The following is a 25,499-nucleotide window of genomic DNA, read 5'->3' on the forward strand; positions in this document are numbered from 1 at the left end:
AAGAATGAAACATGCCAGAAATATTCTTGCAGTTGGTGCTCATGCAGACGATGTGGAGATCAATTGTGGCGGTACGGTTGCAAAGCATGTCGAAGAGGGAGATAACGTTATCCTCCTTGTAATGGCAGAGTCATCCTATAGTTCTTACGATGGAAGTATATTAAGGTCCAGAGATGAAGCAATCTCTGAAGGAAAACGCGGTGCAGATATCCTGGGAGCAAAACTGATCAATCTTGGTTTCAAGAACAAGGATGTACCATATTCATCTGAATCCGTAGAAGCAATAAACAGGATCATAGACGATTATGACATAGACACAATATATACACACTGGTCCTATGATTCACATCAGGATCACATGCGTACAACCCAATCCGTTATATCTGCAGCAAGATATGTAAGCAATATACTGATGTACGAACCAGAATATCCTGCAGGACGCTCATATGTAGGATTCCGAAATCAGTATTATGTGAACATAACCTCTACTTTTGATAAGAAGATCAAGGCGATCAGACAACATGAAAGCCAGGTGAAGAAATATGGTGAAGATATATTCATAAATGCCCTGAAAGCAAAAGCGATACATAGAGGCTATGAAGTTCAGTGCAGCTATGCCGAATGTTTTGAAGTATTAAGATTGATGGGAGATTTTGAATGATAAGGCACGTAACAAAATTGGATTGTAGCCGAATCTCAAAAGATAGTTCAATAACTGAGCTTTGGGGGGTGAAATAATGAGGCATACAAGAAATGTCCTTGCAATAGGTGCTCATGCAGATGATGTGGAGATCGATTGTGGAGGTACAGTGGCAAAGCATGTGGAATCAGGCGATAATGTTATCCTCCTTGTAATGGCTGAATCGTCCTATACATCCTACAATGGAGAAGTATTGAGAACTAAGGAAGAGGCAGCCTTGGAAGAAGCACTAGGTGCAAAGATCCTGGGAGTGGAACTGATCAACCTTGGATTCAAAACAAAGGAAGTGCCATATTCATCTGAATCAGTAGAAGCAATAAACAGAGTAATAGATGAGTATGATATAGACACAATATACACTCACTGGTCATATGATACACACCAGGACCATAGACGTACAACGCAAGCAGTTATATCTGCAGCAAGGTATGTAAACAATATATTTATGTATGAACCGGAATACCCTGCCGGGCGTTCATATATGGGATTTCGGAATCAGTACTATGTGGACATAAGTTCTACATTCGACAAGAAAATGGAAGCACTCAAGCAACATAAGAGCCAGGTAGACAAATATGGAGAAGACTTCTTTTTGCGGGCAGTCGAAGCTAAAGCAAGGCATAGGGGATATGAGATCCGTTCTGATTATGCGGAATGTTTTGAGATATTAAGGATGTTTGAGGATAGGGAGTGAGAGTTTATATTAGCCCCATTCTGAAAATATATGAAAAAACAAATGAAACTACTCTGACGATCATTAATTGACATGAATAAGAATTGGTGAGATCTTGAGCACTATTCATAAGGTTGCTAGAAATGCAGCTTCTATAATGGTGGGAAATCTACTTTTCCGTTTGATCTCACTTGTAGTCGTAATATACCTAGCCAGGTATCTGGGTGTTGAAGAGTTTGGTAAATACAACTTTGTCTTTGCATACCTGGCCTTTTTTGGGATCATAACTGATCTTGGACTCGCTGATATCCTGGTTCGTGAGATGTCACGAGATGTAAAAAGCATACCAAAGATGATCGGAAATGCACATGTCATTAAATTAATATTATCAGTTGTTGCGGTTCTTCTTTCAATACTTGTTATAAACATAATGGATTATCCTGCAGACACGACCAAATACATATATGTAGCATCAATAATGCTTTTATTCCAATCTTTTAGCGACAACTACAGATCATTTTTTCAAACTACGTTAAAGATGGAATACGAAGTCACCGCAAAACTTATCGTAAAAGTCTTGTCTGCTGCAATTGTATTGTACCTAATCGTAACACAAGGCACTTTGTTCCAGATAATCGTCTTACTAACTATTGCAGAACTACTTCGGGCAATACTGAATTATATTTATGCCAGAAAATTTGTCCGGGCCAGATTTGAGATTAGCTTTAAACTTTGGAAACAGTTATTCAAAGAGTCGCTTCCTATTGCATTATCCAGCGTGTTCCTCATTATATACCACAGAATCGATGTTCTGATGCTTTCGATGATGATCAAAGGTGGTGCCGGGGACATTGCAATTGGATTATATTCTGCTGCATACAAGTTATCAGAACCGCTTGGAATGGTACCCTATGCAATTATAATCTCCCTGTTTCCCATAATGTCAAAATTGTTTAAAGACTCAAAAGAGGAACTGATCAGGAGCTATGAGATCGGTCTTAAATTCATAATTGTTATGATGCTGCCAATAGCTGTTGGAACCACACTCATCGCGGATAAGATAATTCAATTGATCTATGATCCATCATACATAGGATCGATACCCGCACTTCAAATTTTGATATGGGCCCTTCTTATTGGATCGGTCAATTATCTCCTTGTAGTACTATTGACATCAATAGACAAACAAAGATTATCTACTATTAGCATGGGATTTTGCGTTATAGCAAACATCCTGATGAATTACATATTAATTCCATTGTACAGTTACAAAGGAGCAAGTCTGGCAACAGTAGTTACAGAATGTATCTTATTTGTAATGACATTTTATTTTGTCTCTAACAGTCTGAGATCCGTCCCAATCCACCGAATATTTATAAAATGTCTTCCGGCATGCATAATAATGGGAATGCCAGTTTATTATCTGAACAATTTTACTGAATATAATATTTTTGTAATAATTATCACTGCAGCCCTTATCTACATAGTGGCATTATTTGGATTTAAGACCTTTTCCAATGAAGAAAAAGCAATTATGAGAAAGGTTTTTAAGATTTAAACTATATAAATAAATATAGCATTTAATTATATCTGTGGGAGGGCTTAACATGTATTTCCTCATGACAAATGATGTAGAACATCATTCGATCCCCTTGAACCGGGAAGATCAAAGTATTCCGGATCAGATATTCAACGAAGGGTTGCCACGTCTTTTAGATGTGCTATCAAAATACGATATTTCTTCTACATTCTATTTTACAGGAATGTTCGCAGAACAAAATCCGGAATCCATGGAACTTGTCAAAGATCACGGTCATGAGATCGGTTGCCATGGATATGACCATTCGCCTACCCGTGCTTTTGACATATTAAGCCTTGATGAACAGATCCTGGAACTTGAGAAAGCCAAATCAGCCATAGAACCAGTTGCAGGAAAGATCACATCATTCAGAGCACCTGCACTACGAATCAACAATGACACAGTACTTGCACTTGAAAAAACAGGTTTTACAACAGACAGTTCCGTTGCATCCCAACGATTTGATGGACCGATGACATTTGGTTCAAAAAAGAAGCTTAAATGGTTAACTGCACCAAGAAAGCCCTACTATATGTCATATGAATCACCCATGCATCCCGGTGATTCCAGATTGCTGGAAATCCCAATATCAGCAGCAATACTTCCTTTGATAGGCACTACAATGCGAATTAGTCCAACGATCACAAAGATTTTGCGCAAATTCCTGTTCTATGAATCCTCGAAAACAGATAAACCGGTTGTATTTCTATTTCATCCAAATGAATGCCTGGATGTTAATGGTGAAATCGAGGTCACAAGGCGAGCTTCCGGAACACTGGAATATATTTTTGCTGATGTATTGCGACATAAATTGAAACTCAGGAACCTTGGAGATCCATCTATTAAATTGCTGGATGAGGTACTCCGGAGTGCTAAAGAATACGGATTTGAATTTATAAATGCAAAAGAATACGAGAAGAACATCGATAAGATGCAGCAAATGACACACTGTCAATGAGAAATAAAATTATTGCTCCTATCAAAAGCATGAGAGAGTATGCAATTTAAATAATTAACAGGAGGTGACAAATATATTTCAAATTTATTTCAGACAACACTTTCATGACAGACTTGATTTTACGTATACTAAATATGAAGAACTTTGCAAAGCACTGGCATTGTCAGATCGGACCTCATTGACAGTAAGAGATTATGTCTCAACAGAAAAGAAACCTGATAACTTTGTGATCATACGCCATGATATTGATGATGAAAGTGACCTTTATTATGCAAGTAAAATGGCTATGACAGAGAATGAAATGGGAATTAAAGCCACTTATTACTTCAGAATATGTAAAAACGTATTTGATGTAAACCTAATAAAAAAGATATCAGAGCTGGGGCATGAGATCGGATACCACTATGAAGTATTGGGAGAAGCAGAAGGCGATTATGAAAGAGCGATACAATTATTCGAAAATCACCTCAAAAAGTTTAGAGCCATCTGCGAGGTAAATACGATCGCACAACATGGAGGACCTCTGCGGAACTGTTTGAATGTTGTCAAAATCTCAAATATGATCAAAGTCTTTGGAAGTACACTAAGAGGTGAACATGTTTTTGACAGGTGGGAAAGCAAAGACATCTGGAAAAGATATGATTACAAGAAATACGGAATTATCGGGGAGCCATACCTATCTATTGATTTCAATGAAGTAACATATTTGTCCGATACGAATAGAAGCTGGGTGGATACAAAATATCGAATAAAGGACAAAGTTGACTCGAAATTGAGAACAAACAATATTGAAACAACAGATGACATTATTGATAGTATCAAGAACGAAAAAAATCAAAAAGTACATTTTCTGATCCATCCCTCTAATTGGAAAATGAGCATACGAGAATGGGTCCTCTGGCTCCTTCTTCAGCAAATAAGGAACATAGGAAAGAGAACATTAGTCATCTTAAAGACAAAGAGATGATCATATGGACAAGAACGAGAATCATACAATTCCAGGCATTGTCCTGATAGGTGATCATGTACAGGCCCTCGGTGTTGCAAGAAGCATAGGCCAGCTTAACGTGCCTGTGTATTTGCTTAATGATAAGAGGCTGTCTGTTGTTAGGTTCTCAAAATATATCTCCAAATTCATCAGAGCTCCCAGTTTGAAAGATAAATCTGAATTTGTATCATTCCTATTGGAAATTGCAGAACTTCACGGGCTAAAAGATCATTTGCTAATACCTGCAAACGATGATGCGGTCAAAATTCTCTCAAAGAATAAAACCAAACTTGAAGAATGGTATATTGTACCTACCCCTGAATGGGAGATCACAAAATTTGCACTTGATAAGAAATTGACACATATTCTTGCCAGCAATAATGGGGTACCTGTTCCAGCTACAGTATCACCTTCCAGCATCTCCGAAAAGGAATCATTAAGCCAGCTGAATATACAGTACCCTGTTCTGGTAAAAGGTGTTGAAGGACTGGGATTCTATCAAAAGACCGGGGCTAAAGCATTCCATGCTTCTTCTGAGAAGGAACTTAAAAGTATATTGAAAAAGATATCCCATATTGAACCCTCTGAAATATTGATACAGGAAATGATACCGGGTGGGACTGATTCGGTGTACTCGTTCTGCTCTTTTTTCAAGAACGGAAAAGCGATAGGAATATGGACCGGCCACAAGATCCGGGAGCATCCGATGGGTTCTGGGACAGCTACACTTGCAGAAAGTAAAAATGTACCTGAGATTGTTGACCTAGGATCAAAGATCCTCAAAGCGATGAATTATTATGGCGTCTCTGAAATAGAATTTAAGAAGGATTCCAGAGACGGAAAGTTCAAGCTAATTGAAATAAATGCACGAAGCTGGCTTTGGGTGAGCCTGGCAAGGCGTTCAGGAATGGACTTCATAGCAATGCTATACAATGACATGAATGGCAAGGAACCTGAGATCACAATCTCCTTCGAAGAACACATCAAATGGATCAACATATATACGGATACATGGTCATCTTTCAAAGAGATTTTGAAAGGTAACTTATCAACAAGAAACTATCTATCCTCACTGGCAGGTAAAAAAGAATATGCAGTTCTTTCCAGAGATGATCCATTGCCTTTCCTTGTGGAAACTTTGATCCTTCCATATCTTCTAATGACCAGATGACAGGGGGCAATCATATTGAAAACAATTGAAAATGTACCTGAGTATTCAAAAGCTGGAAATTTTTATAGAGCGTTCTTAATGAGGATAGCAAAATCAATATTCTCATATAAGCTCAGAGTAAAAATATACAGGCATCTGGGAATGGAGATCGGTAAAGATACATATATAGGATCAGGGCTGGAAGTCATTGATAATACACTTGCCGGCCTGATTAAATTAGGTAACAGAGTGACAATTGCAACGGGATCTACAATTGTCGTATCATCCGGACCAAACAATTCCAATTTGAAAGAGATATACCCCCGAAGAATTGGGGAGGTCATTATTGAAGATGATGTATGGATCGGGACGGGAACCATTATCCTCCCGGGAATTACCATTGGAACAATGTCTATTATTGCTGCTGGAGCAATGGTAACGGAAGATGTACCACCATATACGATCGTTGGTGGAGTTCCTGCAAGGTTTATAAAAAATGTGGAGGTTAAAAATATATGAGAGTTCTTTTTGAGACGACCCATCCGGCACATGTACATTGCTTTAAGAATACAATGTGGAACTTACAGAAAGAAGGTCACGAGGTATTCGTAGCAGCAAAGGATAAGGAAGTAACACTGGACCTTCTTGATAAGTATGGATTCAATTATGAGGTCATAGGTCCAAATCACAAAAACCTTCTCAAAAAAGCGATCGGACTCTTAAAAGCTGATTATCGTTTGTTGCAGATTGCCAGGAAATTCCAGCCTGATATTCTGGTAGGCAGAGGTTCTCCATCTATGGCACACTTAAGTCTGCTGACACGCAAACCATATATTGCGCTTATCGACACAGAAAATGCCCATCTTGTAGGCTGGCTGAGCTCACCTTTTGCAACTGCTATCTGTGCTTCCACAAGTTATCAGGGAAAGATCGATCCAAAGAAAGAAGTGCGGTTTGATGGCTATAAAGAATTGGCATACCTGCATCCAAATTATTTCAAGCCTGACCCGGAAGTACTTGATCATCTTGGACTCGCAGAAGGGGAACGGTTTACAATCGTAAGATTTGTTGGATGGGGAGCAACACATGATATCAAAGATTATGGATTTTCCAATAAATCCGAAGTTGTGAAGGAACTTTCAAAATATTCCAGAGTTTTTATTTCATCAGAAATTGAATTGCCGGGCGAACTTGAAGAATATAGAGTCAATATTCCTCCTGAAAAGATGCATCACTTACTGTACTATGCAGACCTTTTCATCGGGGAAAGTGCTACCATGGCCACAGAAAGTGCTATACTTGGGACACCAGCGATATTTGTTTCAACTTCCAGAAGGGGCTATACTGATGAACTTGAGGAAAAATACGACCTCATGTATACATATTCAGATCCTGAAGATGCCCAGGCAAAAGCTGTTGAGAAGGCAATTGAACTGTTGATCAATAAAAATACAAACGAAGAATGGCAAAAGAAGAGAAAAGCATTACTTGAAGATAAAATCGATGTCACCAGGTTTCTGACAGATTTTATTGAAGCCAGGATATGAGATCTAGTTCCTTAAAGGCTGACTTTGTATTGATCAAAATAAAAATTTTCTTCCATTGGAGAACTATAATATCAGTCAGATAGACATATTTCTCCGATATATTTTGAATAATTACCATAATATTAGATAACATCGAAATGATAGGACGGAAAGAATATATCCTTGCCTGTAGTAAACTATTTGGGTACTTTTAATATATGGTCATAATATGCCTGCAGGATAACAAGGCAAATTGCCTGATAATGACTTAAAAGGTTTATTAGATGAACATAGAACCCTATATTGGATCATGAGAAGGATCAAACAATGATATGCAAGGACAGAGATCTCGTGATAATTCTTATGATACTTGCCCTATTCATCGGAGCAACCATAGAACTTAGCGAGGGAAGCACATTTGCAGGAATCGTTCTATTCGCCATTGCTGCGATCCTGATCACACAAATAAAGCTGCCTGTGACAAATTCTTTTGAAAGCTCAGCCAGATATTTAATACTAGGAATTTTCATCATAATTGCTGACATTGCCTACAATCTCAAGAAAGGAAGCACACTGGGAACATTGGATACTATGACGTTCTTCTTTGGCCTTTCTCTCATGGCATATGGAACAAATAGACCTCAGTTAAAGCACATCGGGATATTCGGCTCATATATATCAGGTATCTTTCTGCCCCTCTATTTTGTATTTTATATCCTGTTCGAAAAATACAGTATTGAATTCATACACCTGTTTGACCACTACCTCATCCTCCTTCCAACAGTTACAATAGTTAACTTGTTTGGAATACCACTTGAGATCATTGCAACCGAAACGGTTCGATTGAGCGGAGTAGAACCAATGACAATTGTAATAGGCGGACCCTGTTCCGGCCTCTATTCGATGTTTCTACTGATAGGGATCGTTGTTGGTTATAGCCGAATTGAAAAAATGGACTTAAACAAAACACTGTACCTCACGATTTTTGTTATATTGATCGCATATATCTCAAATCTGGTACGCGTAATAGTACTCTATACAACTGCATATTTATATGGAATAGACACCATGCTAATGGTTCACACCCACATAGGATGGATAATCTTTGCAGTTGTTGCAGGAGGAATTATGTATCTAATGGACATAAAAAGATAATTATAATGTATTTATACATCGAGTTTTCTGATCTTAATTCGTTGTACCACGAATTCGATCAGCAGGAATACAATTACAAGACCCATATACCCCCCAGATATCATGGCTACCTCTTTGAAGATGAAATCCCCCCTCCAGAGAACATCAAGAAAGATTATTACACAAAGAACAAGTGAGTATGACATTAAACTGAATATCACTGAAACCCTCAGGTTTTTCATTTGATCCATAACAGATAACCTCCATTAATCATATTCCATCCCTTCTAACAAACGATTCGTTCTGCTTTCTAAATGTGGATGAGAATCAAACAGAGAAAAATGTGTATCATACAGATCTCTAATACGTAGCGTATTTAGGGGAAACATGTGCACATGACCCGGATTGATCTGCCTTGGATGTAAATTCATATAATTATCAATACGTTCCAGCAGCTCAGGAAGCATACGTGACCGACCAGTTAATTTTTCTACCATACCATCAGCCGCGTACTCGCGGGAAGGCGAGATCAGAAGCTTTACCAGCAATGCTGCAGGAGGCGCTACAATACCCATTACAATTAAACGAATCACTCTGGGCAGAGGGTCATTTTCCTTACCGGAACCTATCAATAATGAGATCCAGAAAGCAACATTTGACAATGCTATCATCGAACCAGCAATGAGTGCTACAGTAGTATTGAGATATACATCCCCATTTTTGATATGGCCAACTTCACGGGCTAGAAGAGTCTCAAGTTCAGATACATTGAACATCTCCATTGCTCCAGTGGAAACAAGAATCTCATATTCCCCACTAGCACCCACTGAAAATATAAGAGGAGTTGCGGAATTAAATGTATATATGTAAGGTTGGGAAATACCTACTTTTTTATAGATATCTTTTAACGAACCAACCTTCCTTGCATTATACCATTTCAGGAGAATTCGACCACTAGATCGGTATAAGCCATAGCTTATATATAAGCATACCAAAAGAGCGATCTCAGCAGCAAAAATACCAGAGATGAAAAATACTACTACCGAAATCGGAATTGAGAACAAAGCGAAAAGGAAGATGACCTTTATTGTGTTATTAATAAATATCCCTCACTACTGGCTTTTAAGACCCTATATTACAATTGTGTATCATGATTTAAAAGCTTTCTAATGAAATATTAATATAAATATGAATAGCAGATACAATTTATCATTGTGCCTTAAAGATCATACAAATGACTTGTTAGTATCAACTATCACAATATGTTACGATCGAATAAAAATATGACAGGAATTATAACAGCAAGATCAAGACATTAATATGCTTTTGGAAAACAAATAAAGAAAACAGTTAAATCATTTAAAAGAATACTTAATATAGATGTTCAAATCTGAGAAGTGTGTTTATAAGCAGGATCTACTGGCAGCTATTGTCCTTGCGATACTTGCAACAATATTCATTATTGCCCCAATATTAAATGAAACTCCGCTTCGATTATTATTTGCTTTACCATTGATATTTATAATTCCCGGTTACACATTCATCTCAATAATGTTCCCTAAAAAGGAAGAGATAAGCAACATAGAACGTGCTACATTAAGTGTAGGATTCAGTATTGCTATAGCTGTCTTCGATGGATACATATTAAGTGTGACAAAATGGTTGTTCAGACCGGATTCCATAGCGATATCACTACTTTTGGTAACGATAGTTCTTGTAGCACTTGCATATATATCCAGACGCCGATATCCTGAAAACGAACAATTTACTTTTTCGTTGAAGGAATTCATTGAATCCGTTAAATATGAAGATGATGACGATCTTGAAAAAGATACAATTTCACCAACGATCAAAAACGCATTAACAATAGCACTTGTAGCTTCCATCGTACTTGCGTCCGGAATGCTGATTTACGCTAAGATCACACAGGAAGAAGAAGTTTTCTCAACACTTTATATCCTTGGACCAGATGGAAAAGCCGAGAACTATCCTATAAATGCATCTATTGAAGAACCCATAACGGTCATAGTTGGAATAGAGAACTATGAGAAAAAAGAGATGGACTATATCCTTCAGATGAGACTGGATGGAGAGGTCCTGGAAACGGTGAATGTAAAGTTATCATATGGACAAAAATGGGAAGGGGAATTAACATATCACCCTGAGCAAATACGCACAGGCAGGTCAAAGCTGGAATACGCTCTTTTCAAAGAAACTGTAACGACCAACCCATATCGTTCAGTACACCTGTGGATCACACACGGAATATCCAAATGAATACCTGCAACTGCTTGCAGAAGAAGAGGAAAAAGAATCCCTAGATCAACTTCCGACTCTTGAGAACTTTGACATGGAACAGGATACAGGATGAACCTTCGAATCCACAAATACAAATGTCAACGGAACTTACATTCAGGAAAAAGGTATCTTTGACTCAAGAACTGTGGTCTTTAAACTGCCATATGAAGGAATTTGCCTGCATATAATGATCAGCATTCCGACATGTTCCAGACCATCAATTCAAACAAAAAAACTGCAATAATATCCATATTTGTGAAAGATACATACAAGACGCGCACAGCATATTCAATCAGAACAATATTAAACAGAAATGAATAAATCTCCACTGAACTAACTTGAACATAATAGATATTTACAAACCTGATTATTGCCTGCTATGATCTTTGCTATTATCATAAACTGAAAGGTTATTCCATGGGTATTAAAACATTAGAATCGTTAACCCCTCCATCTTCTTTATCAATCTATAAATTATGGAATAAGAACGATGCTCTTATTTTTTTGATTGATCTGGAAATGGATGAACAATTCGAGTTATCAAATCTAAGCAGCGATGAAAAAGAATATCTAAACACACTAAAAACAAATTATTTTAGAAAAAGGTTCATTGTATCTCGATCGTTTCTGAAATTTATTCTTTAGCAGATTCTTAAAAAAAAATCATCGTTAGACATATCCCTCTATCGAAATAATACCGGGCGCGTCTGCGTACATAAACATAGGGAGATATATATCTGCATCTCATACACCGACAATCTTGCTGCTATCTCAATATCAAAACTGAAAACAGGAATTGATGTTGAATACATCAGACCAATACTTTTCGAGAATATTTCTAAATGTTTGTGGAATACAAAATTTAAAAGAAATATGCTTCAAAAAGATAGTGTTGATACACTAAAAAATTGGACATTGAGAGAAGCATATTGTAAACTGACAGATCAGAGTATGCTAGCATGTTTGAATAAAGAAATTGGTCTCAATGACATCGATCATCAAGAACTCGTTATAAATGACAGATATGTACTATCTGTTGCTTTTGCCTCAAAAAATAACAAGATCAATATATGCTATCTCCAAAAGGGTATTCCCATTTAAATGGCGAAATACTCCTAAAGTACATATAAGTTTTAGATACCAAAATATATAGATTTGGATAAATAAGTACCTAATTGAAATATTACAGACCAATCATTGGCAGATAGAAGAAATTGTTTGCCATAACAACATCTTATATACTATTGAAGTTATTTTGTTTATGGGGAATTAGGTCAAACAGCTGTGAAGCATAAAGTATTCCTTATACTGATGCAACATAGCTTTTTTGAATCAATGCTACATAATTATGCTATTTAAATAATAAATAATTTAAGTGGGTTGATAAGCATGGATGAAATTAAAGAAGATATAATGGCATATTTGCAAAATAAATCGTTTATGGACAGTGGTACACAATTAAATGATGATGATTCTTTAACAATGAAAGGGATTATCGATTCAATTGGATTGATCGAATTTATAGATTTTATTTCTGAAAAGTATTCCATAGAGATTCCTGAAGACCTATTAACTCCTGAAAATTTTGATTCAATCAGCGGAATTGTAAATACTATCCAAAAATTGACAAAGTGAGACCATGAGAATCGACGAATATATTGCAAAACATGCCAAAGAAACTCCTCAAAAAACTGCACTGGAAGAGAAAGATAAATCTATTTCTTATAGTCTTCTTGATGAAGCTATAAACGCTATAACAGCAGAAATAGATGATTTCGATCATTGCAAATTTGCAATCCTTGCCGAATCAGGTATAGAATATATTCAAGCTTTAATGGCAGTCTACCGATCGGATAGCATTGCTGTACCCCTTCCGGTTGAATTGACAGAATCCAATATTAGACAGATACTAGATAGCAACCAGATAAATAATATTATTGTCACAAATCAGCAATATTCAAGATTTGGAAATGCTTTCTTTGAAGGATTCACTACTGTGATTTCTATTTCAAAGGATTCCTCTGTGAAGACTTTACGTAAAAAGATCATTCATGAAAACAATAATGATCTATTAAGGCTCGTAATGTACACATCCGGGACTACAGGAGCTCCAAAAGGTGTCATGCTAGGTGATGAAAATCTAATATCAAATGCAAATTCCATAATAGAAGTACTCAGCATAACACCAAAAGACAAAGCTGCACAAATAATATCTCCACACCATGCTTTTGGAAATTCAATAATAAATTCCCAGTTGGTTGCAGGCGGTTCTATTAAAATCGGTGGTCTTACTTTCCTCGAATCAACCTTTAAACTTGTAGAATCTGGAGTAACTATATTTTATGGAGTTCCAAGCACTTATCGCATACTTCTCAAATACCCATCCAGCTTCCAGAGATCATTCCAGAACGTCAGACTTGCTGCATCTGCAGGCGGTGCTATGGAAGTAGACATTATCGAAAAGATCAAGCAATTGAATGACAGGATAGAGATAATCCCGATGTATGGACAAACAGAAGCAACAGCAAGACTTTCCTATCTTCCATCAGCAGACCTGGAAAAATACCCTGATGCAATAGGTAGACCAATCCCAGGAGTTGAACTTGATGTAGTTGATGATAGTAAGAAGCCAGTTGCACCCGGTATTACAGGAGAATTAATTGCCAGAGGAAAAAACATACTAATAGGTTATCTTAACGATGAGGAAGCTACCCGTAAGAAAATAGTAGATGGTTGGATGTATACCGGCGACCTGGCACAAAGGCTGCCAAATGGTTACTTTAAATTATTAGGTCGCAAGGATGATCTGATCAAAGTCGCTGATCATCGTGTAAATCCAAGAGAAGTAGAAAAATATATTGGCAAAAATAATGAAGTCTCGGATGTATTCGTCGTCCCAGTTGATCATGAGTACCTGGGAAATGCTGTCAGTCTTATGGTAATTCCAACTCCAGATACAGAAATTGAAACACTATATGCATTTTGTAGGAAGAATTTGCCTGGCTTCCTGTGTCCACTGGAAATAATTCTTATCGAGAACTTGCCACTAAGTAAAAGTGGAAAAATATCTAACAGGTCTATAATAGAGGAGTATCAAAATGTCAAAGCTAATATGTAAGAAATGTATTTTAGATTCAGACATTCCTGGTATAACAATAAACGAGGAAAGTGGCCTTTGCCAGTTCTGTGAGAGCTATACACCCATGTCTTCGGAAGAAAAGAAGAAATATTTGGGAATTATAGAAGACCTGCTTAAAGAACGCAGCGGAAAAGGAGAATATGATGTTATTTTTGCACTTTCCGGCGGAAAAGACTCTTCATATGGACTCTATAAACTTAAAAAAGAGTACCCATTCCTGAATATCCTTGCAGTTCAATTTGATAATGCCTTCATTTCAGACACTGCTGTTGCTAACGCAAAAAAGATGTGTGAGATCGTGGGCTGCGATTATTTTAAGCTGACCATGGAAGAAAAGCTACTTTGTGATACATTTCGAAAAGCAGCTGAATCTACCAACGCATACTCAAAATTTGCCAGATATCGAGCCAGTGACATCTGCAACACATGCATTAGCATCATCAAGCAGAAATTGATAGAACAAGCAATTATTCATAAAGCACCATTCATTGTTTTTGCATTCACCTCCGGACAAGCCCCTAATCCTATAATTGACCTCCAAGTCAATTTCATAAAATGGTCCCGAGATATTTTCGAGAAGCAGCTTCAAAATATCGGTGTAGAGGACAAGGATGAGAGTTTTCTTTTAAAAAATGAGATCATAAAAAGCATCAGTAAAGACACCACTCCAATTATGTTACACCCAATGTGCCTTTGGGATTACAATGAAGATAAGATAATTAAGACTCTGGTGAAGATAGGATGGGAACCTCCGAAGATCAGCGACAGCAATTCAACAAACTGTCTTTTGAATTCATTCGCCTGTTATAATCATATCAAAAAATACGAGATCCATCCCTATGCTTTTGACATAGCAGGACTTGTGAGAAGCGGGGATATGACTCAAGAGGAAGGATTGGAGAAATTACATAAAGAGCTATCAAAACCATTGATGGAAATGGCTGCAAAGAAACTTAATTTGGAGCTAGAATAAACTACCATACCAAATGAGATGTAACAATATTCTAGACTAAGCAACAGCACAAAGTACAAATTATTCCAGTGGGGAATATTATGACAATAATTGATGAACTTAACAAAGATACAGAAAAGAACGCATCTCAGATAAGGACATTCATCGAAGGAAAAGTTAAGGATTTTAAGAAAAGAGGAGTTGTTGTCGGAGTTTCAGGAGGAATCGATTCTGCAGTAATACTTACATTAGCTGTTCAGGCTTTGGGCAATGAGAATGTTTATGGATTACTACTTCCTGAAACTGAATCAGCTACTTCTAGCAAAGAACTTGGAGTAAGACTTTGTGAATCATTGAATGTTTCCTATGAAGAGGTTCCAATTACCCCAATATTGCAGTCACTTGACATATACGGTGAAAAGGATCGGATCATAAAGAAAACCTGTCCGGAATATGATCCAGATATCCATAAGACCTCACTGGTCATGCCTGGCCTCTTAAACAATGATATGTTAAACATCCCAATCATAAGACTGGTAAAAGATGACGAGATAATTGCAGAGAACAGGTTGAAAGCAAAGGACTATCTCGAACTTATTGGTATCCAGAATGTGAAACAGAGATCTAGAATGTTGATCCAATACTTATACGCGGAAAAAAACAATTATCTTGTATGTGGTACCACTAATAAAACCGAATATATCTTGGGACAATTCGTTAAATATGGAGATGGCGGAGTGGATATCGAACCTCTGGCAGACTGTTACAAAACTCAAGTCTACGCATTAGCAGACCTACTTGGCGTGGATAAAGAGATAAGAGAAAGGCCCCCTAGCCCGGATACATGGAGCCATTTCACCTCCGATGAAGATTTTTACTGGCGTATGCCAATCCATATTATGGACCAACTATTATATTCACAGGAACATGACTTGCCGATGGACCTTATTGAAGAGAATACAGAACTATCAGAGGAAAAAATAAACAAAGCAAAAAGACACATTGATAGGGTAAGAAGTGCAACTACATATATTGCATCACCACCGGCTATATGCCATCTTGACAAATGATCCTGGATCAGAGCTAACGACATCAGATCTTTATGGTTCAAACTTGAACTATTTAAAAACAGGAAGACACACATGCTCAAAGATAAAGTAATACTGATCACAGGAGCGAGCCGCGGGATTGGAAGAGCTACGGCTTTATTGGCAGCAGAGAACCATGCACATGTGATTATTAACTACAAAGAAAGTGAAGATAAGGCAGCTGAACTTGTAGACAACATTACTGAGAAAGGACTTCAAGCCACTATGATAAAAGCAGATATTTCTGTTGAAAATGAAGTCAAAGACATGTTTGAGCTTATTAAAAAACGAGACTCCAAACTTGATATACTTGTTAATAATGCTGGAATAATGAAAAATAATTTGTTGATGATGACAAGTACGGAGTTGTTTGATCATACTATTGATGTCAATTTAAAAGGAACTTTTTTATGTAGTCGATACGCCTCAAACATGATGAGAAAGCAAGGATCTGGAAAAATAATTAACCTCTCATCTGTAATAGGTTTAAATGGAAATGCTGGGCAAACAGCATATTCAGCGAGCAAAGCAGGGGTTATCGGATTTACAAAGTCTGCAGCAAAAGAACTTGGCAGATATGGAATTACTGTAAATGCTATTGCACCAGGCTTCATTGAAACCGATCTGACCAGAGATATTAAAGAAGAAGTTCGCGAAAAAATTATATCAAACATAGCTCTTGGTCGAAGTGGTAACCCGGAAGATGTTGCAAAAGTGGTTTTATTTTTAAGTTCAGAGCTTGGGAATTACATAAGTGGTCAGGTAATATCTGTTGATGGATGTCAAACAATATGAACAAGTAATAAATTCAAATTGAAATAATAGACAAGCCAAAGTTATTGACCCTCACTTAATCGAACTCCAAATACTACAAATCCAAGTATATAGTTAGAAGTAAGACTATACTAATAAATCCACCAGCTATCATTGCAACTTCTTTGAATATGAAGTCCGGTCACCAGAAGATATCAGTAAAGATGACCAGTAGAAATAGAAGAGAATAGGATTATAAACTGTAAACTATAGTTAGATTCCATTTCATTCTATCACTAACAATTCTTCATAAGATTATCAACCCTTTTACTTATAATGGATGCATAGTAAACATTGACAGGTGCATATCATAAGCATCCTCAACATGCAGAAAACATCAGTCACACAGCAATCATGATTAGCCCGAACGTATAATCAACTTAAACCCTTTTAGTTGAAGATGAACATCATCTGTATTAAAATGTCGAAACTATAGTCAAGAACCGTTTGTTTGGAACTTACGGATTCGATGTTGTCAGCTATTGAACATGCTTTTAGAATTAATAAGTTACAAACCATTGGTGCTTAACTATAAACCGTTATTTCTTAGATGAAACTGATATCGTTAGAAAGGGATCATCAGAAGAAGTAATTGATCAAATGTTCTTACACATTACAGTTGCAACTTTGCGATCCCTTCGCGCACAGACTTAGCAGATCTTGAAAATGCCTGTTGCTGGCTTTCTGTCAATTCAAGCTCGAGGACCTTTTCCACGCCGTTCTTACCTAACATCACAGGCACCCCCAAATATAAACCGTTCTCGTCGTATTCCCCCTGCAAATAAGCAGCTGCAGGAAGAACTCGTTTTTGATCTTTCAGTACAGCTTCTACCATAATGGCAATGGATGCTGCCGGGGCATAGAAAGAACTGCCTGTCTTAAGATATTCAACAATTTCAGTTCCAGCGTTTATGGTGCGCTGTACTAACCTATCAATCGTTTCTTCCGGAAGCAGTTCAGATAGCGGAACCCCGGCTACTGTAGTGTATTGTGGCAATGCCACCATGGAATCGCCATGCCCTCCAAGTACCAGTGCAGAAACATCCTGTACCGAAATACCAAGTTCCATTGCAATGAATGCTGCAAACCGACTTGAATCAAGCACTCCACTCATTCCAAATACCCGGTTTGGTCCCAGTCCTGTATATTTCTGTGTTGCATAGGTCATTAAATCCAGTGGATTGGATACCGTGATAACTATAGCTTCAGGTGCATATCGCGAGATATTTTCAGAGACATCTTTTATGATATTTGCATTAATCTTCATAAGGTCATCCCGTATCATTCCCTTTTTCCGGGCAATCCCCGCGGTAATGATCACAATATCAGAATCCGCAATGTCAGCGTAATCGGTCGTGCCTAATACATCCACATCGTATCCAAGAACAGGTGCAGCCTCTATAATATCAAGTGCCTTCCCTTCAGGAAGACCATCAACAACATCGGTCATGACAATTTTCCCGAGTCCAAGTTCTGCAAGACGTTGAACCGTGGCGGAGCCAACATTGCCTGATCCTATAACTGCAATTTTTTTCATTTTTGTAACTACCTCCGAGTGACTAGTAGATTTAATGATTAGTATCCTCTAATCTATAGTTTGACACTCAAAATTAATATATGTTTTCTTAGTTTTGTTTGAATCTGCCAAATGTAAACCAAAATAAGAAAACTCTAAAATCAAAACCACCTTACTCAAACATTTATATCCTCAAAGACCAATCTACCACCGATCAGCTATGGAACTAGAGAAGCTACTTGAAAAGTTATCCAATGCACACGGCATATCCGGATATGAGAACAACATTAAACAGATAATGGAAGAAGAAATAAAACCATTTGTTGATGAAACAAAGACCGATAAGATGGGAAACCTCATCGCCACAAAGAAAGGGGAAGGTCCCACCATCATGTTAGCAGCCCATATGGATGAGATCGGGCTGATGGTACAGTACATCGACGACAACGGATTCCTGCGCTTTGTAAAAATAGGAGGATGGTTCGACCAGACACTTCACAGCCAGAGAGTGATCGTTCACGGAAGTAACGGACCCCTTCCGGGAGTCATCGGATCAAAACCACCGCATGTCATGAAAGAGGAAGACAGGAAACGACCTGTAAAAGCAGAGGATATGTTCATCGATATCGGTGCAAAGGACAAAGAGGATGCCATCAATATGGGAGTAGACGTCGGAACTGCCATATCCCTTGATAGGGATTATACACGTCTTGCCAACGGAATTGTCACATGTAAAGCCTTTGACAACCGCGCAGGCGTTACAATGCTTATCGATGCAATGAGACAGCTATCAGAAAGTGATGTTAAGGCAACTGTTCATGCTGTGGGCACCGTGCAGGAAGAGGTCGGGCTTAAAGGCGCACGCACATCTGCTTTCGGGCTGAACCCTGATGTTGCAATAGCAGTGGATGTTACATTCCCCGGAGACCACCCGGGGATCGAAAAGAAGGATTCAGCACTCGAGATGGGAAAAGGTGCTGTCATCACCGTTGTTGATGCATCCGGAAGAGGACTCATTGCAGACAAAACTGTCGTGAAATGGCTGAAAGAGACCGCCGAGGAAAATAACATACCATACCAGCTAAACGTAGGCGGTGGCGGTACAACAGATGCTACTGCAATACACCTGACGCGTGAAGGCATTCCTTCAAGCACTATCAGTGTACCTACAAGATACATTCATTCCCCTGTTGAAGTATTATCCCTTGAGGACCTTAAGGCCTGCGCAGACCTTATCGTAAAGGCAGTACTCAATATTGACAAGTATTTCTGATGCCTTTTTGGCATCTCTTTTTTATTTTTGATTGAATCTATCAGGTTTGAAAGTGATAGATACAAAGCATAAATGGATTTGATCAACAGATCCGATCAGGCAAGCTCCACACCAAAAGTACTAAAACCAATAGGAGTATTATTTTGGCTGTTATAGTCAGCGACATGTATCTATAAATAACATCTTTATTATTAGTGATAAATCTACAGATCACCGATAGAAAAGAAAAGATAGAATTCGCTGAAATAATAAAAATATAACTGAGGGATTACATTATTCGACAATATCCGGTTTTTGGACACAACTTTACGAGACGGTGAACAGACACCTGGTGTCGCACTGAAAACACAAGAGAAAGTCAGGATCGCACGCAAGATTGACGATCTGGGAGTAGACATTATCGAAGCAGGTTCAGCCATCACTTCCGAAGGCGAGCGCGAAGCCATTCGTGCTGTGGCAGCTGAAGGACTGGACGCAGAGATATGCAGCTACTGCCGTATCATGCAGCAGGATATAGACTATGCCTTAGAATGCGATGTGGATTCAATTCACCTCGTAGCACCTGTATCAGACCTTCACATTAGTGTAAAGCTCAAGAAGGACAGGGAAGCATTAAAGGAAATGGCATTAAGTGCCACTGAGTATGCAAAGGACCATGGTCTTATAGTAGAGCTTAGCGGAGAGGATGCATCCAGGGCAGATCTGGAATTCTTAAAGGACCTGTACAGGGCAGGCGTGGAAGTCGGTGCTGACAGGGTATGCTTCTGTGACACTGTAGGAATGCTTGTGCCAGAAAGAACGGCCGAGATATTCAAAGAACTTTCATCATCCATCGATGTCCCGGTAGCTATTCACTGTCATAATGACTTCGGCCTCGCCGTCTCGAACACCATTGCAGCATTGAATGCCGGTGCAAGAGAAGCACATATGACGATCAATGGTATCGGTGAAAGGGCAGGAAATACAGCGTTTGAAGAAGTCGTAATGGTCCTTGAATGGCTCTACAAATACGACACCGGCATCAAGACCAATGAGCTTTACAAGGTTTCAAGGCTTGTCAGCCGCCTGACCGGACTCGCTGTAGCACCTAACAAATCCCTTGTTGGTGGAAATGCATTCACACATGAAGCAGGTATTCATGTACATGGATTGCTGGCAGATACTTCCACATATGAGCCAATAACTCCTGAGAGCATTGGACGTGAAAGACAGATCGTGCTTGGAAAGCATGCAGGAAAGAGTTCCGTAACACTTGCATTAAAAGAGCTGGGACTTGATGTTGATGACTCACAATTGAACGAGATCGTGGGCCGTGTCAAGCAATTGGGTGACCATGGAAAGCGTGTCACAGATGCAGACCTCCAGACGATCGCTGAGACTGTGCTTGATATCTATCGTGAAGCAAAGGTCAAGCTCGAGGAATTCACTGTTGTTTCAGGTAATAAGGCAATACCAACAGCCTCCGTGCGACTGACAGTTGAGGGAAAAGAGGTAGTTGAAGCGAGTACCGGGGACGGACCCGTGGATGCAACCTTTAAAGGAATACGTAAGGCCATCTCAGGTGTTGCAGACATCCATCTTGAAGAATATCATGTGGATGCGATCACCGGTGGAACTGATGCACTTGTAGAAGTACTGGTCAAACTTTCCAAGGATGGAAAAATGGTCACTTCAAGAGGTGCACGTACTGACATAATCATGGCCTCTGTGGAAGCCGTCATTAACGGAATCAACCAGCTTATACAGGACTGAACATTCACATACAGGACTGAACAGCTATAATAACAAACTGAAAAACAAACATTTGAACATATATTGATAATATCTTACCGATCAACCAAAGGAAAAGATAGCATGACCGGAAAACCAGAAAGAATGACAGGCGCAAGAGCATTCGTCGAGTGCCTGTACAGGGAAAATGTCGAAGTCATATTTGGATATCCAGGTGGCGTGCTGCTCCCTATCTATGATGAACTCTATGATGCACACCTGCACCATCTACTCGTCAGGCACGAGCAGGCAGCAGTCCATGCAGCCGAAGGATATGCAAGAGCTACAGGTAAAGTAGGTGTCTGCCTGGCAACATCAGGCCCGGGAGCAACAAACCTTGTCACAGGTATAGCAAACGCATACATGGATTCAATTCCAATGGTAGCTTTCACCGGACAGGTACCAAGCTCAATGATAGGCAACGATGCATTCCAGGAAGCTAACATCACAGGCATTACGATGCCTATCACAAAACACAATTATCTTGTACAGGATGCAAATGACCTGCCAAGGATCATCAAAGAGGCATTCCATATCGCTTCCACAGGCAGGCCGGGCCCTGTACTTATTGATATGCCAACGGATATCACGACCGCAGAGATCGATTTCGTATATCCAGATAAAGTAGAGCTTCGCGGCTACAAGCCTACCTACAAAGGCAACGCCCAGCAGATTAAAAGGGCTGCATCAGCCATAGCAAAATCAAAAAGCCCCGTCATCTATGCAGGTGGCGGTGTTATCGGAGCAGATGCAAGCAAGGAACTGTTAGCCTTTGCCGAGAAGATCAAGGCGCCTGTCACAAGTACATTGACTGGTATAGGTGGATTCCCAAATGATAATGATCTTTACCTGGGGATGCTGGGAATGCATGGTACCAAATACGCCAATTATGCGATACAGGAATCAGACCTTTTGATCGCTGTCGGAGCACGTTTTGATGACAGGGTCACTGGAAAGCTCAAGTCATTTGCACCAAATGCGAAGATCATCCACATAGATATCGATCCGGCAGAGATCTCAAAGAACGTCACTGTAGACATACCTATCGTTGGAGATGCAAAATATATCCTCAAGTCACTTTTGACATATGTCACCGAGTGTGATACAAAAGAATGGCTTGACAAGATCGCCATATGGAAACGAGACTTCCCTCTTTTCTATGTCAACAGGGATGATGCCATCAAACCACAGTACATTATCGAGCAGATCAATGAAGCATGTCCTGATGCTATCATCGTAACAGAGGTCGGACAGCACCAGATGTGGGCTGCCCAGTACTTCAAATACAAAGAGCCACGTACATTCATAACCTCAGGCGGACTGGGGACCATGGGATACGGATTCCCGGCAGCCATCGGTGCAAAGCTCGGAAGGCCTGACAAGGTCGTATTCGATGTTTCCGGTGATGGATCGTTCCAGATGAACTCTCAGGAAATGGCAACTATCGTACAGAACGATATTCCGATCATCATCGCACTGTTCAATAACGGATATCTTGGAATGGTCAGGCAGTGGCAGGCGTTGTTCTTTGAGCACCGGTATTCACACACAACTATAGAGGACAGCGTGGACTTTGTCAAACTGGCAGAAGCCTACGGTGCACTTGGAATTCGTGTGAATAAGCCTTCAGAGGTCAGACCTGCAATTGAAAAGGCAATTGAAGCAAACCGACCTGTGATCATCGACTTCATAGTCGAACGAGAGGAGAATGTATCACCAATGGTACCAGCAGGTGCAGCAATCAACGAAATACTTGATTTGGAGAGGACACAATGAAACATACACTTGCTGTTCTGGTAGATAATAAATATGGGGTACTGGCAAGGGTTGCAGGACTCTTTTCACGACGCGGTTTCAATATTGACAGCCTTGCAGTAGGAATCACTGAAGACCCCACGATCTCAAGAATGACAATTGTCGTCCGTGGTGATGACCACGTGCTTGAGCAGGTCACAAAACAGCTTAACAAGCTTATCGATGTCATTCGTGTTACAGATCTTGGCTCTGATGAATCCGTTGAAAGAGAACTGGCACTCATAAAGGTGAATGCCGATGCCAATAACCGTGCTGAGATCATCCAGATCGTGGACATCTTCAGAGCAAGGATCATTGACGTTGCTTCAAAATCAGTTACCGTTGAGGTTACAGGAGATTCCAACAAGATCAAAGCGATCCAATCATTGCTGAAACCTTTCGGGATCAAGGAAATGGCAAGAACCGGCAAGGTAGCACTTACAAGGGGTTCTAAAAGTTCATAATCGAATTATTTTGATCTATTAAATACGGAGAAATAAATATGGTAGAAATGTTCTATGACAAAGACGCCGATCTTGGCGCACTAAAAGGCAAGAAAGTAGCTGTAATGGGTTACGGAAGCCAGGGACACGCACAGGCTCAGAACCTTCACGACTCAGGCCTTGATGTTGTCATCGGCCTCAGGGAAGGTAGCCGCCGCTGGGAGCAGGCAGAGAACGATGGTCTTAAGGTCATGACCGTTGCAGACGCTGCAAAAGCTGCAGATGTAATCCAGATCCTCCTCCCTGACGAGATCCAGTCACAGGTATACTACTCTGAGATCGAGCCAGGACTTGAAGCAGGCAATGCGCTTGTATTCTCCCACGGGTTCAACATCCACTACAACCAGATCGTACCATCAAAAGATCTGGACGTCTACATGGTCGCACCAAAAAGCCCGGGGCACCTTGTAAGAAGGACATACAATGAAGGTGCTGGCGTACCAGGACTTATTGCTATCTATCAGGATGCAACTGGCAATGCACATGAAATGGCACTCGCACACGCAAAGGGTGTCGGCTGTACAAGAGCCGGTGTCATCGAGACAACCTTCCGCGAGGAGACCGAGACCGATCTGTTCGGTGAGCAGGTCGACCTCTGTGGTGGTGTTGCAAGCCTCATCAAGACATCATTTGAAGTACTTGTGGAAGCAGGTTACCAGCCAGAGATGGCATACTTCGAAACACTCCACGAGCTCAAGCTCATCGTTGACCTCATCCACGAGGGCGGTCTTGAGAAGATGTGGTATTCAGTCTCCAACACCGCAGAATATGGCGGTCTTACAGTAGGCCCACAGGTCATCAACGAAGAATCACGTGAAGCAATGTACATTGCACTCGAAAGGATCCAGAACGGAGAGTTTGCACGCGAGTTCGTCCTTGAAGGACAGACAAACCATGCTGTACTTACCTCCATGGAACGCCTGGAGAACGAGCACCCTGTAGAGGTCGTTGGTAAGAAGCTCAGGGCAATGATGCCATGGCTCAACAGCGAGCTCAACGAAGAGTAAATTAAATTATACATTTTTCAGGACAATCGTCCTGAAAACCATTCTTTTTTGTGATAAACATGTCAACTACTATAGAGACCATACTTGCACGCAGAAGCATCAGGGAATATGCGGAAGCTCCTGTAAGCAAAGATGATATCAACACCATTCTGGAATGTGGAAGATGGGCACCTTCAGGGCTTAACAACCAGCCCTGGAAATTCATTGTCATACAGAACGAAGACGCCATCAGGAAGATAGCGGAATGTACACATTACTCAAAGATAGTGCTTCAGGCAAAGCTATTGATAGCAGTATATCTCGACCGGGAGAACATGTACCATCACGATAAGGACGTACTTGCCATCGGAGCTTCCATACAGAACATGCTTCTCGCATGCACTGATCTGAAACTTGGTGCGGTCTGGCTTGGAGAGATCCTAAAGAAGAGCGAGCAGGTAGATGTTATTCTGGAAGTACCGGAAAGTTTCGAGCTCATGGCAGTCCTTGCTATTGGCCACCCGGTAGAAAAGGAGCACTCATCAACAAGGAAATATCTCGAAGAGATCACATTCCTCGAAAAGTATGGTGAAAAGTGGACAGGCGAGAATTAAAGCCTTCCATACACCTATTGCATTTCTACATATTTTACCACTTTT

Annotated in this window: 24 protein-coding genes; 21 read left to right on the forward strand and 3 right to left on the reverse strand. The window is 39.7% G+C overall.

The annotated features are described in order from the left end of the window. The first annotated feature begins 4 nt into the window (after positions 1–4). From E7X56_RS10160 to artC, 9 genes are all read left to right on the forward strand, one after another. Positions 5–661 carry a PIG-L deacetylase family protein gene (locus E7X56_RS10160; RefSeq protein ID WP_167879520.1) on the forward strand — a complete coding sequence of 219 codons (657 nt, stop codon included), beginning with the start codon at positions 5–7 and terminating at the stop codon, positions 659–661. Positions 662–737: 76 nt separating this feature from the next. Beyond that, positions 738–1,394: a PIG-L deacetylase family protein gene (locus E7X56_RS10165; protein ID WP_135606650.1), complete on the forward strand. Its 657-nt coding sequence runs from the start codon at positions 738–740 to the stop codon at positions 1,392–1,394. A 94-nt stretch (positions 1,395–1,488) separates the two neighbouring features. Further along, positions 1,489–2,931, forward strand: a complete 1,443-nt coding sequence (locus tag E7X56_RS10170; RefSeq protein WP_135606651.1) for a flippase — start codon at positions 1,489–1,491, stop codon at positions 2,929–2,931. 49 nt (positions 2,932–2,980) lie between these two features. Beyond that, positions 2,981–3,910: a polysaccharide deacetylase family protein gene (locus E7X56_RS10175; protein WP_135606652.1), complete on the forward strand. Its 930-nt coding sequence runs from the start codon at positions 2,981–2,983 to the stop codon at positions 3,908–3,910. 178 nt (positions 3,911–4,088) lie between these two features. Continuing rightward, entirely contained in the window at positions 4,089–4,877 is a 789-nt protein-coding gene (locus tag E7X56_RS10180; RefSeq protein WP_135606653.1) for a hypothetical protein, read from the forward strand. Between the two features lie 4 nt (positions 4,878–4,881). Then, entirely contained in the window at positions 4,882–6,069 is a 1,188-nt protein-coding gene (locus E7X56_RS10185; protein WP_135606654.1) for a hypothetical protein, read from the forward strand. 15 nt (positions 6,070–6,084) lie between these two features. Then, positions 6,085–6,567, forward strand: coding sequence for a DapH/DapD/GlmU-related protein (locus tag E7X56_RS10190; protein WP_135606655.1), 483 nt, complete (start codon positions 6,085–6,087; stop codon positions 6,565–6,567). Then, positions 6,564–7,595 carry a DUF354 domain-containing protein gene (locus tag E7X56_RS10195; RefSeq protein WP_135606656.1) on the forward strand — a complete coding sequence of 344 codons (1,032 nt, stop codon included), beginning with the start codon at positions 6,564–6,566 and terminating at the stop codon, positions 7,593–7,595. Before E7X56_RS10190 ends, E7X56_RS10195 begins: the two co-directional genes overlap by 4 nt. 282 nt (positions 7,596–7,877) lie before the next feature. Continuing rightward, positions 7,878–8,729 (forward strand): archaeosortase C, encoded by an 852-nt coding sequence (artC, locus tag E7X56_RS10200; protein WP_244603494.1) that lies wholly within the window; start codon positions 7,878–7,880, stop codon positions 8,727–8,729. An 11-nt stretch (positions 8,730–8,740) separates the two neighbouring features. Here artC and E7X56_RS10205 read toward each other — a convergent pair whose 3' ends face one another. Together E7X56_RS10205 and E7X56_RS10210 are read right to left on the reverse strand one after the other, a co-directional pair. Continuing rightward, positions 8,741–8,959 carry a hypothetical protein gene (locus tag E7X56_RS10205; RefSeq protein WP_135606657.1) on the reverse strand — a complete coding sequence of 73 codons (219 nt, stop codon included), beginning with the start codon at positions 8,957–8,959 and terminating at the stop codon, positions 8,741–8,743. A 15-nt stretch (positions 8,960–8,974) separates the two neighbouring features. Next, positions 8,975–9,772: a M48 family metalloprotease gene (locus E7X56_RS10210; protein WP_167879521.1), complete on the reverse strand. Its 798-nt coding sequence runs from the start codon at positions 9,770–9,772 to the stop codon at positions 8,975–8,977. A 316-nt stretch (positions 9,773–10,088) separates the two neighbouring features. Between E7X56_RS10210 and E7X56_RS10215 the strand changes: the two genes are divergently transcribed. The 6 genes from E7X56_RS10215 (at position 10,089) to E7X56_RS10240 (ending at position 16,980) form a co-directional block, all read left to right on the forward strand. Then, a complete protein-coding gene (locus tag E7X56_RS10215; RefSeq protein WP_135606659.1) occupies positions 10,089–10,985 on the forward strand; it encodes a DUF1616 domain-containing protein in 897 nt (298 codons plus the stop codon). 1,410 nt (positions 10,986–12,395) lie between these two features. Further along, entirely contained in the window at positions 12,396–12,641 is a 246-nt protein-coding gene (locus E7X56_RS10220; protein ID WP_135606660.1) for an acyl carrier protein, read from the forward strand. 4 nt (positions 12,642–12,645) lie between these two features. After that, positions 12,646–14,124 carry a class I adenylate-forming enzyme family protein gene (locus tag E7X56_RS10225; RefSeq protein WP_135606661.1) on the forward strand — a complete coding sequence of 493 codons (1,479 nt, stop codon included), beginning with the start codon at positions 12,646–12,648 and terminating at the stop codon, positions 14,122–14,124. An 85-nt stretch (positions 14,125–14,209) separates the two neighbouring features. Next, positions 14,210–15,118: a hypothetical protein gene (locus E7X56_RS10230; RefSeq protein ID WP_371413370.1), complete on the forward strand. Its 909-nt coding sequence runs from the start codon at positions 14,210–14,212 to the stop codon at positions 15,116–15,118. A gap of 80 nt (positions 15,119–15,198) precedes the next feature. Beyond that, positions 15,199–16,167: an NAD(+) synthase gene (gene nadE / locus E7X56_RS10235; protein ID WP_135606663.1), complete on the forward strand. Its 969-nt coding sequence runs from the start codon at positions 15,199–15,201 to the stop codon at positions 16,165–16,167. 72 nt (positions 16,168–16,239) lie between these two features. Then, positions 16,240–16,980: a 3-oxoacyl-ACP reductase family protein gene (locus E7X56_RS10240; protein ID WP_135606664.1), complete on the forward strand. Its 741-nt coding sequence runs from the start codon at positions 16,240–16,242 to the stop codon at positions 16,978–16,980. 631 nt (positions 16,981–17,611) lie between these two features. On the opposite strand, the gene mdh is transcribed toward E7X56_RS10240, so the two are convergent. After that, positions 17,612–18,535: a malate dehydrogenase gene (mdh, locus tag E7X56_RS10245; protein WP_135606665.1), complete on the reverse strand. Its 924-nt coding sequence runs from the start codon at positions 18,533–18,535 to the stop codon at positions 17,612–17,614. Between the two features lie 199 nt (positions 18,536–18,734). Between mdh and E7X56_RS10250 the strand changes: the two genes are divergently transcribed. The 6 genes from E7X56_RS10250 (at position 18,735) to E7X56_RS10275 (ending at position 25,454) form a co-directional block, all read left to right on the forward strand. Next, positions 18,735–19,787, forward strand: coding sequence for a M42 family metallopeptidase (locus tag E7X56_RS10250; RefSeq protein ID WP_135606666.1), 1,053 nt, complete (start codon positions 18,735–18,737; stop codon positions 19,785–19,787). 267 nt (positions 19,788–20,054) lie between these two features. Beyond that, complete coding sequence (locus tag E7X56_RS10255; protein WP_210409271.1) at positions 20,055–21,539, forward strand: (R)-citramalate synthase; 1,485 nt, start codon at positions 20,055–20,057, stop codon at positions 21,537–21,539. A 102-nt stretch (positions 21,540–21,641) separates the two neighbouring features. Continuing rightward, positions 21,642–23,333 (forward strand): acetolactate synthase large subunit, encoded by a 1,692-nt coding sequence (locus E7X56_RS10260; RefSeq protein ID WP_135606668.1) that lies wholly within the window; start codon positions 21,642–21,644, stop codon positions 23,331–23,333. Beyond that, on the forward strand, positions 23,330–23,815 hold the full coding sequence (gene ilvN / locus E7X56_RS10265) for an acetolactate synthase small subunit (RefSeq protein ID WP_091690340.1): 486 nt from the start codon (positions 23,330–23,332) through the stop codon (positions 23,813–23,815). The genes E7X56_RS10260 and ilvN overlap by 4 nt, the downstream gene beginning before the upstream one ends. 38 nt (positions 23,816–23,853) lie before the next feature. Then, on the forward strand, positions 23,854–24,861 hold the full coding sequence (gene ilvC, locus E7X56_RS10270; RefSeq protein ID WP_135606669.1) for a ketol-acid reductoisomerase: 1,008 nt from the start codon (positions 23,854–23,856) through the stop codon (positions 24,859–24,861). 59 nt (positions 24,862–24,920) lie between these two features. Beyond that, positions 24,921–25,454: a nitroreductase family protein gene (locus tag E7X56_RS10275; RefSeq protein WP_135606670.1), complete on the forward strand. Its 534-nt coding sequence runs from the start codon at positions 24,921–24,923 to the stop codon at positions 25,452–25,454. Positions 25,455–25,499 lie beyond the last annotated feature (45 nt).

The sequence above is a fragment of the Methanococcoides sp. NM1 genome, assembly GCF_900774285.1.
Classification (GTDB): Archaea; Halobacteriota; Methanosarcinia; order Methanosarcinales; family Methanosarcinaceae; genus Methanococcoides; species Methanococcoides vulcani.